The organism is Limnohabitans sp. Rim28 (genome assembly GCF_000293865.2).
Classification (GTDB): domain Bacteria; phylum Pseudomonadota; class Gammaproteobacteria; order Burkholderiales; family Burkholderiaceae_C; genus Limnohabitans_A.
The window spans coordinates 86489-100595 of record NZ_ALKN02000007.1 but is presented as its reverse complement, the minus strand read 5'-3'; the positions used below and the strand labels follow the sequence as shown (position 1 = coordinate 100595).

The 14107-nt window shown below is 57.3% G+C and carries 16 protein-coding genes; 11 read left to right on the top strand and 5 right to left on the bottom strand.

The features are described 5' to 3' along the window. Nucleotides 1–55 precede the first annotated feature (55 nt). From B472_RS09720 to B472_RS09705, 4 genes are read left to right on the top strand one after another with little or no spacing between them, the layout of a single operon-like run. Entirely contained in the window at nucleotides 56–769 is a 714-nt protein-coding gene (locus B472_RS09720) for an SET domain-containing protein (RefSeq protein ID WP_019427398.1), read from the top strand. Between the two features lie 3 nt (nucleotides 770–772). After that, nucleotides 773–1543 (top strand): biotin--[acetyl-CoA-carboxylase] ligase, encoded by a 771-nt coding sequence (locus tag B472_RS09715; RefSeq protein ID WP_019427397.1) that lies wholly within the window; start codon nucleotides 773–775, stop codon nucleotides 1541–1543. 14 nt (nucleotides 1544–1557) lie between these two features. Then, nucleotides 1558–1749 (top strand): hypothetical protein, encoded by a 192-nt coding sequence (locus B472_RS09710; protein ID WP_019427396.1) that lies wholly within the window; start codon nucleotides 1558–1560, stop codon nucleotides 1747–1749. A gap of 26 nt (nucleotides 1750–1775) precedes the next feature. After that, nucleotides 1776–2435: a glutathione S-transferase family protein gene (locus B472_RS09705; RefSeq protein WP_019427395.1), complete on the top strand. Its 660-nt coding sequence runs from the start codon at nucleotides 1776–1778 to the stop codon at nucleotides 2433–2435. 12 nt (nucleotides 2436–2447) lie between these two features. Here the strand turns inward: B472_RS09705 and B472_RS09700 are convergent, their stop codons facing one another. From B472_RS09700 to B472_RS09690, 3 genes are all read right to left on the bottom strand, one after another. Beyond that, entirely contained in the window at nucleotides 2448–3908 is a 1461-nt protein-coding gene (locus tag B472_RS09700) for a sensor histidine kinase (protein WP_019427394.1), read from the bottom strand. Nucleotides 3909–3944: 36 nt separating this feature from the next. Then, entirely contained in the window at nucleotides 3945–4619 is a 675-nt protein-coding gene (locus B472_RS09695; RefSeq protein WP_019427393.1) for a response regulator transcription factor, read from the bottom strand. Between the two features lie 117 nt (nucleotides 4620–4736). Next, nucleotides 4737–5261 carry a MarR family winged helix-turn-helix transcriptional regulator gene (locus tag B472_RS09690; RefSeq protein WP_019427392.1) on the bottom strand — a complete coding sequence of 175 codons (525 nt, stop codon included), beginning with the start codon at nucleotides 5259–5261 and terminating at the stop codon, nucleotides 4737–4739. A 143-nt stretch (nucleotides 5262–5404) separates the two neighbouring features. On the opposite strand from B472_RS09690, the gene recA reads away from it, so the two are divergent. Together recA and recX are read left to right on the top strand one after the other, a co-directional pair. Continuing rightward, on the top strand, nucleotides 5405–6442 hold the full coding sequence (gene recA, locus B472_RS09685) for a recombinase RecA (protein WP_019427391.1): 1038 nt from the start codon (nucleotides 5405–5407) through the stop codon (nucleotides 6440–6442). Nucleotides 6443–6444: 2 nt separating this feature from the next. Further along, nucleotides 6445–6894, top strand: a complete 450-nt coding sequence (recX, locus tag B472_RS09680; protein WP_019427390.1) for a recombination regulator RecX — start codon at nucleotides 6445–6447, stop codon at nucleotides 6892–6894. Between the two features lie 73 nt (nucleotides 6895–6967). Here recX and B472_RS09675 read toward each other — a convergent pair whose 3' ends face one another. Both B472_RS09675 and B472_RS09670 read right to left on the bottom strand, forming a co-directional pair. Then, nucleotides 6968–7429 carry a DUF3717 domain-containing protein gene (locus tag B472_RS09675; RefSeq protein ID WP_019427389.1) on the bottom strand — a complete coding sequence of 154 codons (462 nt, stop codon included), beginning with the start codon at nucleotides 7427–7429 and terminating at the stop codon, nucleotides 6968–6970. 48 nt (nucleotides 7430–7477) lie between these two features. Continuing rightward, nucleotides 7478–8992 (bottom strand): M48 family metalloprotease, encoded by a 1515-nt coding sequence (locus tag B472_RS09670; RefSeq protein WP_238147421.1) that lies wholly within the window; start codon nucleotides 8990–8992, stop codon nucleotides 7478–7480. Between the two features lie 116 nt (nucleotides 8993–9108). On the opposite strand from B472_RS09670, the gene moaC reads away from it, so the two are divergent. From moaC to B472_RS09645, 5 genes are all read left to right on the top strand, one after another. Next, entirely contained in the window at nucleotides 9109–9594 is a 486-nt protein-coding gene (gene moaC / locus B472_RS09665) for a cyclic pyranopterin monophosphate synthase MoaC (protein WP_019427387.1), read from the top strand. A 75-nt stretch (nucleotides 9595–9669) separates the two neighbouring features. Further along, on the top strand, nucleotides 9670–10653 hold the full coding sequence (locus B472_RS09660) for a tyrosine-type recombinase/integrase (RefSeq protein WP_019427386.1): 984 nt from the start codon (nucleotides 9670–9672) through the stop codon (nucleotides 10651–10653). Nucleotides 10654–10904: 251 nt separating this feature from the next. Next, nucleotides 10905–11516, top strand: coding sequence for a hypothetical protein (locus tag B472_RS09655; protein WP_019427385.1), 612 nt, complete (start codon nucleotides 10905–10907; stop codon nucleotides 11514–11516). Nucleotides 11517–11621: 105 nt separating this feature from the next. Next, a complete protein-coding gene (locus B472_RS09650; RefSeq protein ID WP_019427384.1) occupies nucleotides 11622–11864 on the top strand; it encodes a hypothetical protein in 243 nt (80 codons plus the stop codon). Next, nucleotides 11861–14038: a VapE domain-containing protein gene (locus B472_RS09645; RefSeq protein ID WP_019427383.1), complete on the top strand. Its 2178-nt coding sequence runs from the start codon at nucleotides 11861–11863 to the stop codon at nucleotides 14036–14038. Before B472_RS09650 ends, B472_RS09645 begins: the two co-directional genes overlap by 4 nt. The last annotated feature ends 69 nt before the right edge of the window (nucleotides 14039–14107 follow it).

The window sequence follows — 14107 nt, the reverse complement described above, 5'->3', positions numbered from 1 at the left end:
GCACGCGCTCACGCACGCGCCCACATGAATTCACCATAACAAATTTTTTGACGTCGTGGCCAAAACCCCTGTTTCACCCCCCAGCCACCCCATCCCTGTCGCGTCCGGCAAACGCATCCAAACCCGCCGCTCTGGCGTGCATGGCAAAGGCGTATTCGCTTTGCAGGACATCGCTGAAGGCGAGACCGTGATCGAATACGTGGGCGAGGTCATCAGCTGGGACGAGGCGCAAGACCGCCACCCGCACGACCCCCAAGACCCGAACCACACGTTTTACTTCCATGTGAACGAAGACCGTGTCATCGATGCCTTGCATGGCGGCAACTCCTCACGCTGGATCAACCACAGCTGTGATGCCAACTGCGAAGCCGACGAAGAAAACGACCGCATCTTCATCAAAGCCATCCGCAACATCAAAGCGGGTGAAGAGCTCAATTACGACTACGGCCTGATCATCGACGAGCCTTACACCAAGAAGCTCAAAGCCGAATACCCTTGCTGGTGCGGCAGCGCCAACTGCCGTGGCACCTTGCTGTCGCCCAAAGAGCGCAAAGACACGCCCAAGACGCCCAAGCAAAAGAAAGCCAAGGCCAAAGCCAAAGCCAAAGCCAAAGCCAAAGCCAAAGCCAAAGCCAAAGACAAAGACAAAGCCAAAGACAAAGCCAAAGACAAGGCCAAAGTTAAGGTCAAAGCCAAAACCCCTCCAAAAGCCTCCAAGGCCAAAAAGGCCGATAAAACGGGCAAAGCCTCCAGCCCCAAAAAGCGCTGAGCCATGCCATTGGTCAGCACGGCCCACCCCTGGCCCGCCGAAACGATCTGGGAACAGGTTTTTCCCCTGCTGCCCGATTTCACCGTGGAGGTGCTGCCCGAAATCGACTCCAGCAACAGCGAGCTCATGCGCCGGGCCCGCGCAGGACAGCACGAACCGACCTTGCTGGTAGCAGAACGCCAAACGGCGGGGCGGGGCCGTCAAGGCCGCGTCTGGCAAAGCCAACCGGGTGACTCGCTCACTTTCTCCATCAGCTTGGCTTTGAGCCCCCAAGATTGGTCTGGATTGTCTTTGGCGGTGGGCTTGAGTTTGGCCGAAACCCTGCACCCCAATGTGCGCCTGAAATGGCCCAACGATTTGTGGTTTGAAGACCGCAAGCTCGGCGGCATCTTGGTCGAAGCAGCCAGCATGGGCGGGCGCAGCCAAGTGGTGGTGGGTGTGGGCCTGAACATTCGCCCCCGCCCCTCAGAAGGCCTGAGCACAGCCCCTGCGGCCTTGTCTGAGCTGTGGCCCGACTGCACGGCAGCCGATGCACTGGGCAAGCTGGCTTTTCCCTTGATTCAAGCCTTGTTGGCCTTTGAAACCACCGGCTTTGCGCCCCTGCAAAAGCGTTTCGAAGCGCGCGATGTGTTGAAAGATCGCCGTGTGCACACCTCGGATGGCCAAGAGGGCATCGCCCTGGGTGTCAGCAGCGGGGGTGCGTTACGATTACAGACTGGGCTGGGGGTGCAAGAAATTCACAGCGCCGAGATCAGCGTACGACCTTTCATCTGACGGGACATTGGACAATGTTGAAATACTGGGTGGTCCTTTTGGTGGTGCTCAATGCCGGTGCACTGGCATGGCAATGGGGTGCGCTGGCCTCCTGGGGACTGGGCCCTCAGCAACACCAAGAACCTGAACGACTCCAAAAACAATTGCGCCCTGAAGCCATTCAACCGGTGCTTGCGCCAAGCGCTTCAGACACGGCGTCACGCTAAGACGCTTCAACTCAAGGACCACAGCCATGTCTTTACAACTTTACTTTGCCCCCGGTGCCTGCTCCTTTGTGCCCCATGTCTTGCTGGAGTTGAGCGGCGCCGAGTTTGAGCCCAGCATGGTCAAATTGCACAAAGGCGAGCAAAACAGCGCCGACTACAAAGCCATCAATCCGCGCGGCCAAGTGCCCGTGCTGGTGGACAAAGGCCAAGCTGTCACGCAGATTTTGGCCATCGTGCTGCACCTGGACCAGATGTTCCCCAGCATGGGGGCTTTGCCGGCCGAACCCATGGCCCGCGCCCATGCCTTGTCGACCTTGGCCTGGATGAACAACACGGTACACCCGACCTTCACCCACATTTTCATGCCGCAAAAATTCTCGGACCAAGCCGAAGTGCAGGCGGCACTCAAACCCTACAACACGCAGTTGTTCAGAGGCATGCTGGGTGAGTTGCAGGCCTTGGTGCAAGCCGCTGAAAGCCGAGGCCAAGCCTGGCTGGGTGGCGAGCGCTTGGGCGCACTGGATGCCTACACCCTGACCCTGGCACGTTGGGGAACGATTGCGGGCATCACCGCAGAAGAACACCCCGTTTTGTGGCGCTTTGTGGAAAAAGTGGCCGCTGCCCCCGCCGTATCGCGCGTGATGGCACGCGAACGTTTACAGCTCAACATGGCCACTTCGGCTTGAAAGGCCAGCCCCTCAAGCCATGCCGAATCGCACGGTGAAACAGGCCCCGGGCATGGGTGTGCCTGCCATGGCCGCGTCAATGCTGACCGTGGCGCCATGTTGCTGTGCAATCTCCTTGACGATGGGCAAACCCAAGCCAGAACCGTCTACGTTGGTGCCCAGCGCCCTGAAAAACGGCTGAAACACCAAGTCCCGGTCCTGGGGCGCAATGCCCGGCCCGTTGTCTTCCACCTGAACCACCAAGACTTTGCTGTAAGGATCCAGCAAGACACGGAGCGTGATGACCCCTTGCCGCTCTGACGTACTGGGGGTGTAGTGGACCGCGTTTTCCACCAAATTGCGCAGCATCTCTTTGAGCAAGGTCAAATTGCCCTGCACCTGTGCGCCGGGCGTGCCGGGCGCCACCCCCTCGTAGCCCAGGTCAATGCCTTTGTCCATGGCACGGGGCAGGCAGTCTTGCAACACCTCAGTGCTCAAAGCCGCCATGTCACAGCGTTGTTGCGGCAGATGGTGGCCGCCCCCTTCGGCGCGGGCCAATGACAACAACTGGTTCACCGTGTGCGTGGCCTGAACACTGGCCCGTCCAATTTGCTGCAAGGATTTTTTCAGATCGTCTTCGCTCGAGCCCGAGCGCTGGGCCAAGTCGGCCTGCATGCGCAAGCCAGCCAAAGGGGTCTTGAGTTGGTGCGCTGCATCGGCCAAAAACCTTTTTTGGGTGACGATCGAGTCCTTGAGACGCTCCAGCAAGTCATTCACCGACACCACCAAAGGCGCCACCTCCATCGGCACCGCCTTGTCGTCCAAGGGGCTCAGATCGTCTGATTTCCGGGCCCGGATTCGCTCTTCCAGCTGGGACAAGGGCTTGATGCCACGCACCAAGGCCAACCAAACCAGCAGCACCGCCAGCGGCAACAAGGCAAACTGGGGCAGCATCACGCCCTTGATGATTTCAGCCGCCAACACCGAGCGCTTCTCACGCGTCTCGGCCACCTGAACCAAGGCAGGTCGTTTGCCCTCGGCATCGAGGCGAATCCAGGTGTACGCCACCCGCACTTCGAGGCCACGCATTTCATCGTCGCGGATGTGCACCTCGTAACTGCTGCCCTTGGGTTCATTCGGTTGGGGCAGCGGCAAGTCACGCTCTCCACTCAAGTGCTCATTGAGGGCACCGCGCACTTGGTAGTAAACCAAATCGGTCTCATCTGCGCGCAAGAGTTCGCTGGCCGGTTGGGGCAAATTGAATTCAACGGTTTTGTCGGGTCCCAATTTGACCTGCTGCGCCAAAGCATGCACGTTGTGCACCAATGCCCGATCAAAAGGCTTGTTGGCCAAGCCTTGGGCCACCAACCACGTCAGCGCCAAACTGATCGGCCAAAGCAGCAGCAAAGGGGTCAGCATCCAGTCCAGGATTTCGCCGAACAACGAGCGTTGTTCGCGTTTGAAGACCCTCAGGTTCAAGCCTTTAGACTTCATGGCTCAAACGACCTGCAGCGTCGGCACCGGTCGGGATCAACCAGGAATTTTTTCGAGGCAATAACCCAAACCGCGCACGGTGGCAATGCGAATCGGGCCCTTCTCGATTTTCTTGCGCAAGCGGTGGATGTACACCTCGATGGCGTTGTTGCTGACCTCTTCGCCCCATTCGCACAAGCGCTCCACCAACTGGTCTTTGCTCACCAAACGGCCTGCGCGTTGCAACAAGACTTCGAGCAGACCCAGCTCTCGGGCCGACAGCTCCACCATCTTGCCGTCGATGGTGGCCACACGGCCTGATTGGTCATAAACCAAGGGGCCGTGCTTGATTTGCGATGTGGCACCGCCCATGCCCCGCCGGGTCAGCGCGCGAACTCGGGCTTCGAGCTCTTGCAGGCTGAACGGCTTGGCCATGTAATCGTCCGCGCCGTAATCCAGGCCTTTGACGCGTTCTTCCACACTGTCGGCGGCCGTGAGGATCAACACAGGCAAGACGGAGCCCCGAGAGCGCAAGCGCTTGAGCACTTCCAAGCCATGCATTTTGGGCAAGCCCAGATCCAAGATCAGCAAATCGAATTCACTGTTGGTCATCAAGGCTGCATCGGCCTCGCTGCCGCTGGCCACGTGGTCCACAGCGGCACCTGCGCTGCGCAAAGTGCGCAACAAACCATCGGCAAGCACCTGGTCATCTTCGGCTATCAGAATGCGCATGGCTGTCTCCTGTTGTGGTGGCTACGGCGCTGGGTCGTCTGTCTCGGCTGGCTGCGCCTGCCATCTGATTCTAGTGTCAGGCATGTGCCTTGCGGCCCGCTGAATGCGGCCTTCGTGTCAATGGGCATAGGCTTCCAGCCCCAAAGCGACCACCGTGGCCACATCTTTGCCCACCGCGTGGCGGAATTCGGCTTCGGCCTGGGCCACCGCATCCTTGAAGGCTTGCAGCCAGGCCAAGCCCACTGGCGTGAACACCACACGCCGGGCCCGTGCATCCAAAGGGTCAGGCTCGCGCAGCACCAAACCCCAGGCTGTGCATTGGTCCACCAGATCACCCATGGCCTGTTTGCTCATGCCCGCGGCACGGGCCAAATCGGTCAAACGCGACCCGTTCAACCCCAAATGCCTTGTGATGTGCACATGCGCAGCGCTGATCTGGTCACGCGAGGCCAGGTTGGCCAAGGCCAGCGGTACGCCCTCGTTGCCCGCCATCAGGTGCAGCACACGCTCGTCAAACCGCCGCATGGCATGCCCTAAAAGCCGACCCAGATGGGTTTGTCGCCAACGGTCGTCCTGAATTTCCAGCGGGCTGGGTGGGCGGTTGTCTGCTGCTTCAAAGTGAAAATTGGGGGTTGAGATCATGGTGACAAATGATAAGGCAAACTGACCAAAAATAAGGTTTACACGTTTGTACAGGTCGTTTACAGTACTGTTCACACATCCAGTAAACAGCCCATCACGGCTGAACCCGATGCCCCAACCCATTGATATTCAAGGAGATTCTCATGAGCGACGACAACAGCGAAAAGTCCAAAGCCCTGCAAGCCGCCCTGGCCCAGATTGAAAAGCAATTCGGCAAAGGCACCATCATGCGTCTGGGTGAAGGCGAAGTGATCGCTGACATTCAGGTGGTTTCCACCGGCTCTTTGGGCCTGGACATCGCTCTGGGCGTGGGCGGTCTGCCCCGCGGCCGCGTGATCGAGATCTACGGTCCTGAATCTTCGGGCAAAACCACCCTGACCCTGCAAGTCATCTCCGAGATGCAGCGCTTGGGCGGTACCTGCGCCTTTGTCGACGCCGAGCACGCGCTGGACGTGCAATACGCCCAAAACCTGGGCGTCAACCTGCAAGAGCTGCTGGTCAGCCAGCCCGACACCGGCGAGCAAGCCCTGGAAATCGTGGACAGCCTGGTGCGCTCCGGCGCGGTGGACTTGGTGGTCATCGACTCGGTGGCCGCATTGACCCCCAAGGCCGAAATCGAAGGCGACATGGGCGACAGCCTGCCCGGCCTGCAAGCCCGCTTGATGAGCCAGGCCCTGCGCAAGCTGACCGCCACCATCAAGAAAACCAATTGCACCGTGATCTTCATCAACCAGATCCGCATGAAGATCGGCGTCATGTTCGGCAGCCCCGAAACCACCACCGGCGGCAACGCGCTCAAGTTCTACGCCTCGGTCCGTCTGGACATCCGCCGCACCGGCACCATCAAGAAGGGCGATGACGCCATCGGCAACGAGACCAAGGTCAAGGTGGTCAAGAACAAGGTCGCGCCGCCCTTCAAGACGGCCGAATTCGACATCCTGTTTGGCGAAGGCATCAGCCGCGAGGGCGAAGTCATCGACATGGGCGTGACCGCCAAGATCGTCGACAAATCCGGTGCTTGGTACGCCTACCAGGGCGAAAAAATCGGCCAAGGCCGCGACAATGCCCGCGAATTCTTGCGTGAAAACCCGGCCCTGGCCCGCGAGATCGAAAACAAAGTCCGCGAATCGCTGGGCATCCGCCTGCTCGAGTCGGCCATTGCCGAACCCAAGGGTGACTGAGCTTGAACAAACCCGGTTTTCAGCCCTCCCTCAAAGGCCGCGCCTTGCGGCTTTTGAGCCAGCGTGAACACTCCCGCACCGAGCTCGAGCGCAAACTGGCCCGGCACGAAGAGGTGCCGGGCGAGCTGGCCAAGGCCCTGGACGAGCTGCAAACACGCGATTTCATCAACGACGGCCGGGCTGTGGACTCGGTGGTCCATCGCCGCTCAGGCAAATTGGGCAATGCCCGCATCCTGCAAGAATTGGCTGCCAAGGGCTTGAGTGGCGAAGCCGTGGCCGAGGCCATGGCAGACCTGAAAGACTCTGAGCCCCGCAGGGCGCAAGAAGTTTGGCAAAAAAAATTTGGCTGTGCACCGCAAGATCTGCAGGCACGGGCTCAACAAATGCGCTTTTTGCTCAGCCGCGGTTTCAACGCCGAAGTGGTCAGGCGCACCGTGCCCGACATCGAGTGAGCAGCCGCTCCCTCGCCGCACAAGGCTTCATTCGGCTGACTTGGCCGTGCTGGTTCGGCTTGGGTTCTCGGGCTCAGGGTTTCAAGTCGAGTGGCACTTGGGCATCCGCAGCGGCCTTCGCCCAATGCCGGTCTTCGGCCGCGCGCTCGGCATAACGGTTGAAACGCCAAGACGTCCCGTCCACCGTGATGCGGCGCCACACCGCTCGCTTTTCACCGGGACTCAACTCGATCCACATTTGCACCTCTTCAAAACTGCGGCCACAACCTTTGCAGGTCTCATCCCCTTGGCTGGTGGAGCAAATCGCAATGCAAGGGGTATCGGGCGTGCTGGCATACCAGTCTTGCCAAGCCTGGGCCGCCGCCAAAGGCAAGGTGAACTCGTCAGCCAGGTCCTGACGGTGGTAAACCATCAAGCCATACACCTCAGCCAAGGCGCGCAATTCTTGGGGCAAGGCCACGCCATCCTCAGAAGGATTTTTGCTGCGCCAATGGTTGATGGCAGCTTCGATGTCGGTGATGTGGATGCCGGCCATGATGGGAGCTGATGAAGAGGAGCGCGATCATAGCGCCAATGGCTGTGTTCAGCGCCCTGGTGCTTGCAACCCCCGCAAGCGCTCTCGGGCATAGCGCAAGCGAACGTCCACAATCGATGCTTCAATGTGCTCTCCCGGCTGCAAGCGGCCTTTCAGGGCCACTTCTTGTGCCGCCCGAAAACGGTCAACGGCACCCGGCCAATCGAGCCGAGCGGCCTGGGCCTCGCCGGCAGCCCGCAAAGAAGCCAAGGTTTGGCCCTGTACCGACAACAATCCCGACAAGCGGTCCCAGGCTTGCGCATCCTGTGGCATTTGCTGCACCACGTGGCGCAACTGCGTCTTGACCGTCGGCACCAACGCGTGTTGCGGTAAACGCTGCAACACCTGCGCCAGCAGCATCAACTCGGGGCGCTGCCAAGTCTGCACGCTCACCTCAGGTGTCAACAATTGTGCTGCCAAAGCCGGGTTGTTTTGCCGCTCAGCCACCTCGGCTTGCAACAAGCGCCACCAACGCAAAGCCGCCGCATAAGTGGGCAGGTGGCTTTGCGACTGAACCAGTGCGCCCAAGGCTTGCAAGTTGCGTTGGGTGGCCGAAGCATCACGCAACAACACATGCGACAAGCAGGCCGCATACAAGGCGGCGGCTTGATCAGCAGCCGATGCAGTGACAGCCAATGACGCCGGCCCTTGAATCCAGGCCTTCAGGGCATCGGGGCTGTTTTGCGACAAGACCCTGGCCCTGGCAGCCATCATGGCGTGGGCCATGTCCGGCAAGGGCTTGGGTCCGACCCCATTCAATTGTTGACGTGCCTGCATGTCGGCCATGCGCTCGGTCGTCAAAGGGTGGCTGCGCAGGTAAGGAAATGCACCGCTGTCATTCAGACCTGCCGCTTGCTGCAGCTTGGCAAACATGCTGACAAACCCACCGGGGTCATAGCCGGCATCCACCAAAATGCCGTAACCCACGCGGTCAGCCTCGCGCTCCATATCGCGGGTGTAGCTCAGTTGGTTTTGAATCACTGCAGCCTGGCCACCCACAATCAGGGCTTGCGCAGCTTGAGGGCTTTTGCTGGCCGCCAAAGCACCCAAAATCATCGACCCCACCACCCAAGGCGTCATCTTGGACTGGTCACTCATGCCGCGTGCAATGTGCCGCTGCGTGACGTGGCTCAGCTCATGCGCCAGCACAGATGCCAGCTCGTCGGCGGTGCTGACCACGGCCATCAGCCCCAAATGCACACCCAAATACCCTCCCGGCAAAGCAAACGCGTTCACCGAGCGGTCTCGGCCCAACAAAATGCGCCAAGCAAAGCGCTCTTGCAGTTCAGGCGACAACTCACCGCGTGCCACGGCGGCCCGCACCAGGGGCGCCCACAACTGCTGGACGTACTCGTCCAGCACCGCATCCTCCAGGTAATCCGGGTCACGGAACAGCTCCCGTGCAATGCGGTCGCCCAACTGCCGCTCGGCACTCAAGGACATGCTGTCGCCATCGCCCAAGGCCGGCAAACCCGTGTTTTGCGCTTGAGAGGCGCCCGCGCTCAAACCGATGGCCAAAGCCATGCCAAGAGCCCACTGAAGTCGACGGTCTGAGCGTTTCAAAGCGATCCATGTCATTGACAAGCCCCGTATGATGCACGCTTGTTAAAAGTCTGTCGTCCATTCAGAAAATCACCCGCATGACCCACGATGCCCTGACCCACTTTGATGCCCAAGGCCAAGCCCACATGGTCGACGTAGGAAACAAAGCCAGCACCCGGCGTGTGGCGGTGGCAAGGGGCGTGATCACCATGCTGCCCGCCACGCTTGAATTGATCACCTCCGGCTCCGCCAAAAAGGGGGATGTCTTGGGCATCGCCCGTATCGCAGGCATCCAGGGGGCCAAAAAAACCAGCGACCTGATCCCCTTGTGCCACCCGATTGGCCTGACCCGTGTGGCGGTGGAATTTGAAGTGCAAGCCGCCACCAGCAGCGTGTCCTGCACCGCCACCGCCGAAGTCAACGGCCAGACCGGCGTCGAGATGGAAGCACTCACGGCCGTGCAGGTGGCCCTGCTCACCATTTATGACATGTGCAAAGCCGTGGACCGGGGCATGACCATCACCGATGTGAAGCTGCTGGAAAAGCACGGCGGCAAGAGCGGCAGCTTTGTGGCGGCGAAGTGATCGCCAACAAATCAACAGCTTAGGAGCACGGCGAAGCGTCGTTTGTCCAAATTCTGTCCAACTGAGGAACAGGAAATGGCTTCTTTTAGGCAACGTGGCGGCAAGTGGCAGGCACGTGTCCTGCGTAACGGGTATCCCGATCAATCCAAGACGTTTGAGTCCAAGACTGATGCAGAAAAATGGGCGCGTTCGGTTGAGTCGGAGATAGACAGAGGACAGTTCGTAAGCATCAACGAGGCCCAGCGGACAACCTTGGGTAATGCGATTGCGCGGTATCTGGTTGAGGTGACGCCGACCATGAAGGGCGCAGCGGAAGACACGATCAGGCTAAAAGCCATCATGCGCAAACCAATCGCACGGTGGAGCATGGCAAACCTGAGTGCAGCCCACATTGCAACCTACAGGGATGAGCGGCTCAAGGAGGTCAGCGCGGGAACGGTCATCCGGGAACTTGCATATCTGTCGGCCATCATCAATCACGCCCGAAGGGAGTGGGGAATCAATGTGCTTAATCCAGTTCAGATGGTGCGCAAACCACAAAGCCCTCAGGCGCGGTCAAGGGTTTTGAATGACGAGGAAGTCGCGAAGCTTTTGCAGGCATTGGAGCCAATTGGCCGAAGAAGCCACTGGACCAAACCTGCTGTGCAGCTTGCCCTAGCAACGGCGATGCGCCGAGGTGAGTTGTTGTCATTAAAGTGGGAGAACGTTGACTTGCAAGGCAGGACAGCCTTCTTACCCGACACTAAAAACGGTGACTCTCGGACAGTACCGCTCTCCTCGGTTGCGGTTCAGGTGTTTGCTGAGTTGCCCCGGCATATCAGTGGTTTGGTGATTCCGGTGAAATATTTCACGCTGGATGCTGCCTTCAAGCGTGGGGTTCGTCGAGTGGGCTTGGACGGAGTTCGATTTCATGACTTGAGACGTACAGCAATCACACGCATGGCAGAAAAACTGCCTAACGTAATCGAACTGGCAGCGGTCAGCGGACACAAAAGTCTTATGGTGCTGAAACGGTATTACCGTCCGACAGCGGCTGAGCTTGCTCAAAAACTTGGATGAATTTTTGAGTTACATGGGCTTGCGGCGCTGGGCCTCGCTGATGCGGAGCCTTTTTCTGGGTGGCGGAAATCTTTTACGGTTGGTAGTTCCGCTTTTGCGGCATCGTTGCCACGTTTTGTCGTATGTCCGAAACAGTGCATAACCTGAGTCAGGGACTCCTGATTGGGATATTGGGGGTGCCGGGGTAGTGGGTTCCGCTCTGATGGATTTGGCGGTATCGTTCGAAACAAGTTTTGTGATGGAGGTGAACAATGCTTGAACTGCCAAACTGGGAACATTGGGGTCGAATCCGAGACATTACCCTTCGTGATGCTTTGGTCCTCAGCATTAATCTTTGCCCAAATTCATATGGTCACGAAAACAACAACGAGGTGGAAAGGCAATACGCAGAAAAATATTGGCACCATTTTCAAATCGCCAAGTCACATATCTTCGGTTCAACGTGGGTAATTGGACGAGTGGCCAAATGCAGTTTTGACGTTGACGCAGCCCACACAACAATTGACTTCCAAAAATTTTGCAGTTGGGCGGTAGCGGATGTTCAACTTGCAGACCTTCCACATGAGATGCGAATACTTGGAGGCGAGATATTCGCTTGTATCGAAACTGAGAATGATCTAACTGCGCCAGAGGGCATCGTTGCCCCGCCTCAGAAATCAGAAGTAGCATGCATGGCCATTCTGGAGGTGATAAAGCAAAGTGGCTATGACCCTTTGAGCCTTCCCTCAAACCTGCCGGGTAAGAAGGGTGTTAAGGGTGCGATAAAAAAACGGTTGCAAAACACACCGCTTTTTAAGCACGGTTCAGTTTTTGAAAACGCTTGGACAAAGCTCTTGAATACTGAGCGGATCCGATACGCTTGACCCACTTAAAAAATATCAGGGTACATAAAAAATAAGAGGGTAACTCTCGGCTTTCAAATTACGTCATGACAAATCTTTGCCACTTTGGGCAGAAAGGCATGACGCATGTACCCGACCCACGATACAGACTGGGCGACATCAGCCAAGGGCAACGAGTGGCGACGCATCAACGGCGTCGTACTTGTTGTTGGCCGAAGGAGGACCGACGGCAAATATTGGGCGATGCGCGACGGCGACTTTCTCAAGGAGTCGTATGCCGCTGAGGCTCTGGCCAAAAGGGCAGCAGAGAATGGCGCTTGGATTGATGCTGCACTTCGCGAACTCGACGGCGGGGAGTGGGAACTATGAAAATCCGCTCCTCAATTCAACAGACCATCAGGTATTCGCGCGGCGTCGACAAGTACGACAACAAGCCCAAACAGATGACGTCAGAGGACTTTGACGCCTTCGAGAAGGCAATACTGGCTGACCGTAGCCCCTCAAAGGGGACCACATACTTTACTGGGCCGCTGTCATTTGGACCACACGACAGACCTGAAAAGTATCCATATGCAGCGCATTACCGGCTGGCGAAACGTCATCAGACCAGACGGTTCATAGCAATGGACTTTGACGGTTTCAGCAGCCCAGACGTATTTGCAGAGGTATTCGATAACCTGAAGGCATTCCGTGGTTTTGGCTACACCACATGGAGTCATACCGATGAACATCCGAGAGCACGTGCGGTGTTTGAACTTGGCAGAGAAGTGACACGTGTTGAAGGGATTGCTTTGGGTCGTGCGCTGGACCGATTATTGGAATCGGTGTTTGGCGTCGGCGCAGTGACTTTGGACCAGTGCGTCTATCAAAATGAACAGCAGGTTTACTCGCCCGGACCAGATGCACAGATTTTTCATTTCAGCGGCAAGGTGATTAATGTCGATGATTTGATGAGTCGGTTTCCGGAGCCGATGCCTGAACCCTTCGATGAGATGGAAACGGGTAACGGCGGAACTGATGAGGGCGCAACCGTTCAAAGTTATGCAAAAGTCACTCTGGATTCGCTGGTCAGAATACTTGGCATGATTGACTGCAACTACGAACCGACATGGTTTGCCGTATGTAATTCACTGGCGCGTGTCTATGGCGAAGCAGGTCGGGATGTGTTCCAGCGTTTTAGCAGCGGGGAGTTCTCAGGCACGGCATATGCAAAGTACAGCCCCCAAGAGGCAAACGAAAAATTCACAAGGGCGATACGCGAACTTTCCGGCAAGCCCAATGGGTACGGGGTTCGGCACCTGATTCGACTGTCTGGCCTTCGTATGGATCAAGTGGAGTTTGAAATGCCACTTGTGCAGTTAGTACAGGGAGGCATGCCCACATCGCAAGTGGCATTCCCAGCAGTGAACAAGAATAACAAGCCTCTACAGGTCAGCGAGAATTTGGATGCGGTTTTAGCTGCCAATTCGATTACTGTGCGGTACAACCAGATCAGTAAATCGTCCGAGGTTCTGGTTCCCGGCCTGTTCTGTGTTCTGGATGAAACTGATAACACAGCGATGAATAGCGTGACCGACTATGCACTGAGGGCAGGCATGACGCCCTCACGTATACCGGAAATGCTCAGTGCTTTGGCCGCGCAGCGACCATATTGCCCCGTTCAGGCTTACATCACCTCCGCTTCTTGGGACGGTATATCGCGTTTCTCACAATTTACCGGACAGATTGCTTGTGGCAACCCGACCGTTGCATTACTGCTGTGGCGAAAGTGGCTCATTCAGGCAGTAGCTGCTGTTTTTGAGCACAAGGGGATCTCCAACGCTGGAGTTCTTGCTCTCACTGGTGCGCAGGGTGTCGGGAAAACATTGCTGTTCAAAGACCTCATGTCCGACATTCCTGATGTTTTCCTTGAAGGTCAAACACTCAACCCCGCTGACAAGGACAGTGTCATGTCGACGGTGAGTCACTGGATTGTGGAACTTGGTGAGCTTGACTCGACGTTTCGCAAGGCAGACCTCGCTCAACTAAAGGCGTTCATTACCAAAAGTCAGGACACGCTGCGGCGTCCATATGCCCGTAAGGATTCAACTTTTCCACGCAGGACCGTATTTGCAGGGACGGTCAATGACGCTGAATTTCTACATGATCCGACCGGGAACAGACGATTCTGGCCCATTGATGTCCACACAATAAACCGTGACACGTCGATTGACTACCAGCAGCTGTGGGCAGAAGTTAAGTCTTGGTATGACGCAGGCGAGAAGTGGTACCTCAATCAGACTGAAACCGACATGCTGCGGCAATACAGCGAGATTTTTATCGTCAATGACCCTGATGTGGAAACATTGCTTACCAAATACGCTTTTGCAGGTTGTACCAATTGGGCAGAAGTGAAGATGCAAGATATCTGTGTCGTCATTGGAATTGAAAGACCCTCTAGGTCCCAGACTATGCGCCTTGCTGAGGCAATTCGTCGACACAACGGAGGACGGCGGCCACGGGAGTCCAATGGCGTCAAGTACCACTACGTACCAGCAAGATAGGTAGCCGCTTTCTGGCTGTCAGCCAGTGGCACCAGAGGCACCTGAAGTGGTATTTCTAATAGGTATATG

Excerpts from the sequence above, each read along its gene's own strand:
- B472_RS09655 (WP_019427385.1), top strand. The coding sequence starts at position 10,905 with ATGCTTGAACTGCCAAACTGGGAACATTGGGGTCGAATCCGAGACATT.
- B472_RS09660 (WP_019427386.1), top strand. The coding sequence starts at position 9,670 with ATGGCTTCTTTTAGGCAACGTGGCGGCAAGTGGCAGGCACGTGTCCTG.
- B472_RS09650 (WP_019427384.1), top strand. The coding sequence starts at position 11,622 with ATGTACCCGACCCACGATACAGACTGGGCGACATCAGCCAAGGGCAAC.
- B472_RS09670 (WP_238147421.1), bottom strand. The coding sequence starts at position 8,992 with ATGGCTTTGGCCATCGGTTTGAGCGCGGGCGCCTCTCAAGCGCAAAAC.
- B472_RS09710 (WP_019427396.1), top strand. The coding sequence starts at position 1,558 with ATGTTGAAATACTGGGTGGTCCTTTTGGTGGTGCTCAATGCCGGTGCA.
- B472_RS09695 (WP_019427393.1), bottom strand. The coding sequence starts at position 4,619 with ATGCGCATTCTGATAGCCGAAGATGACCAGGTGCTTGCCGATGGTTTG.
- B472_RS09715 (WP_019427397.1), top strand. The coding sequence starts at position 773 with ATGCCATTGGTCAGCACGGCCCACCCCTGGCCCGCCGAAACGATCTGG.
- B472_RS09705 (WP_019427395.1), top strand. The coding sequence starts at position 1,776 with ATGTCTTTACAACTTTACTTTGCCCCCGGTGCCTGCTCCTTTGTGCCC.
- B472_RS09675 (WP_019427389.1), bottom strand. The coding sequence starts at position 7,429 with ATGGCCGGCATCCACATCACCGACATCGAAGCTGCCATCAACCATTGG.
- B472_RS09700 (WP_019427394.1), bottom strand. The coding sequence starts at position 3,908 with ATGAAGTCTAAAGGCTTGAACCTGAGGGTCTTCAAACGCGAACAACGC.
- B472_RS09645 (WP_019427383.1), top strand. The coding sequence starts at position 11,861 with ATGAAAATCCGCTCCTCAATTCAACAGACCATCAGGTATTCGCGCGGC.
- moaC (WP_019427387.1), top strand. The coding sequence starts at position 9,109 with ATGACCCACGATGCCCTGACCCACTTTGATGCCCAAGGCCAAGCCCAC.
- B472_RS09690 (WP_019427392.1), bottom strand. The coding sequence starts at position 5,261 with ATGATCTCAACCCCCAATTTTCACTTTGAAGCAGCAGACAACCGCCCA.
- recA (WP_019427391.1), top strand. The coding sequence starts at position 5,405 with ATGAGCGACGACAACAGCGAAAAGTCCAAAGCCCTGCAAGCCGCCCTG.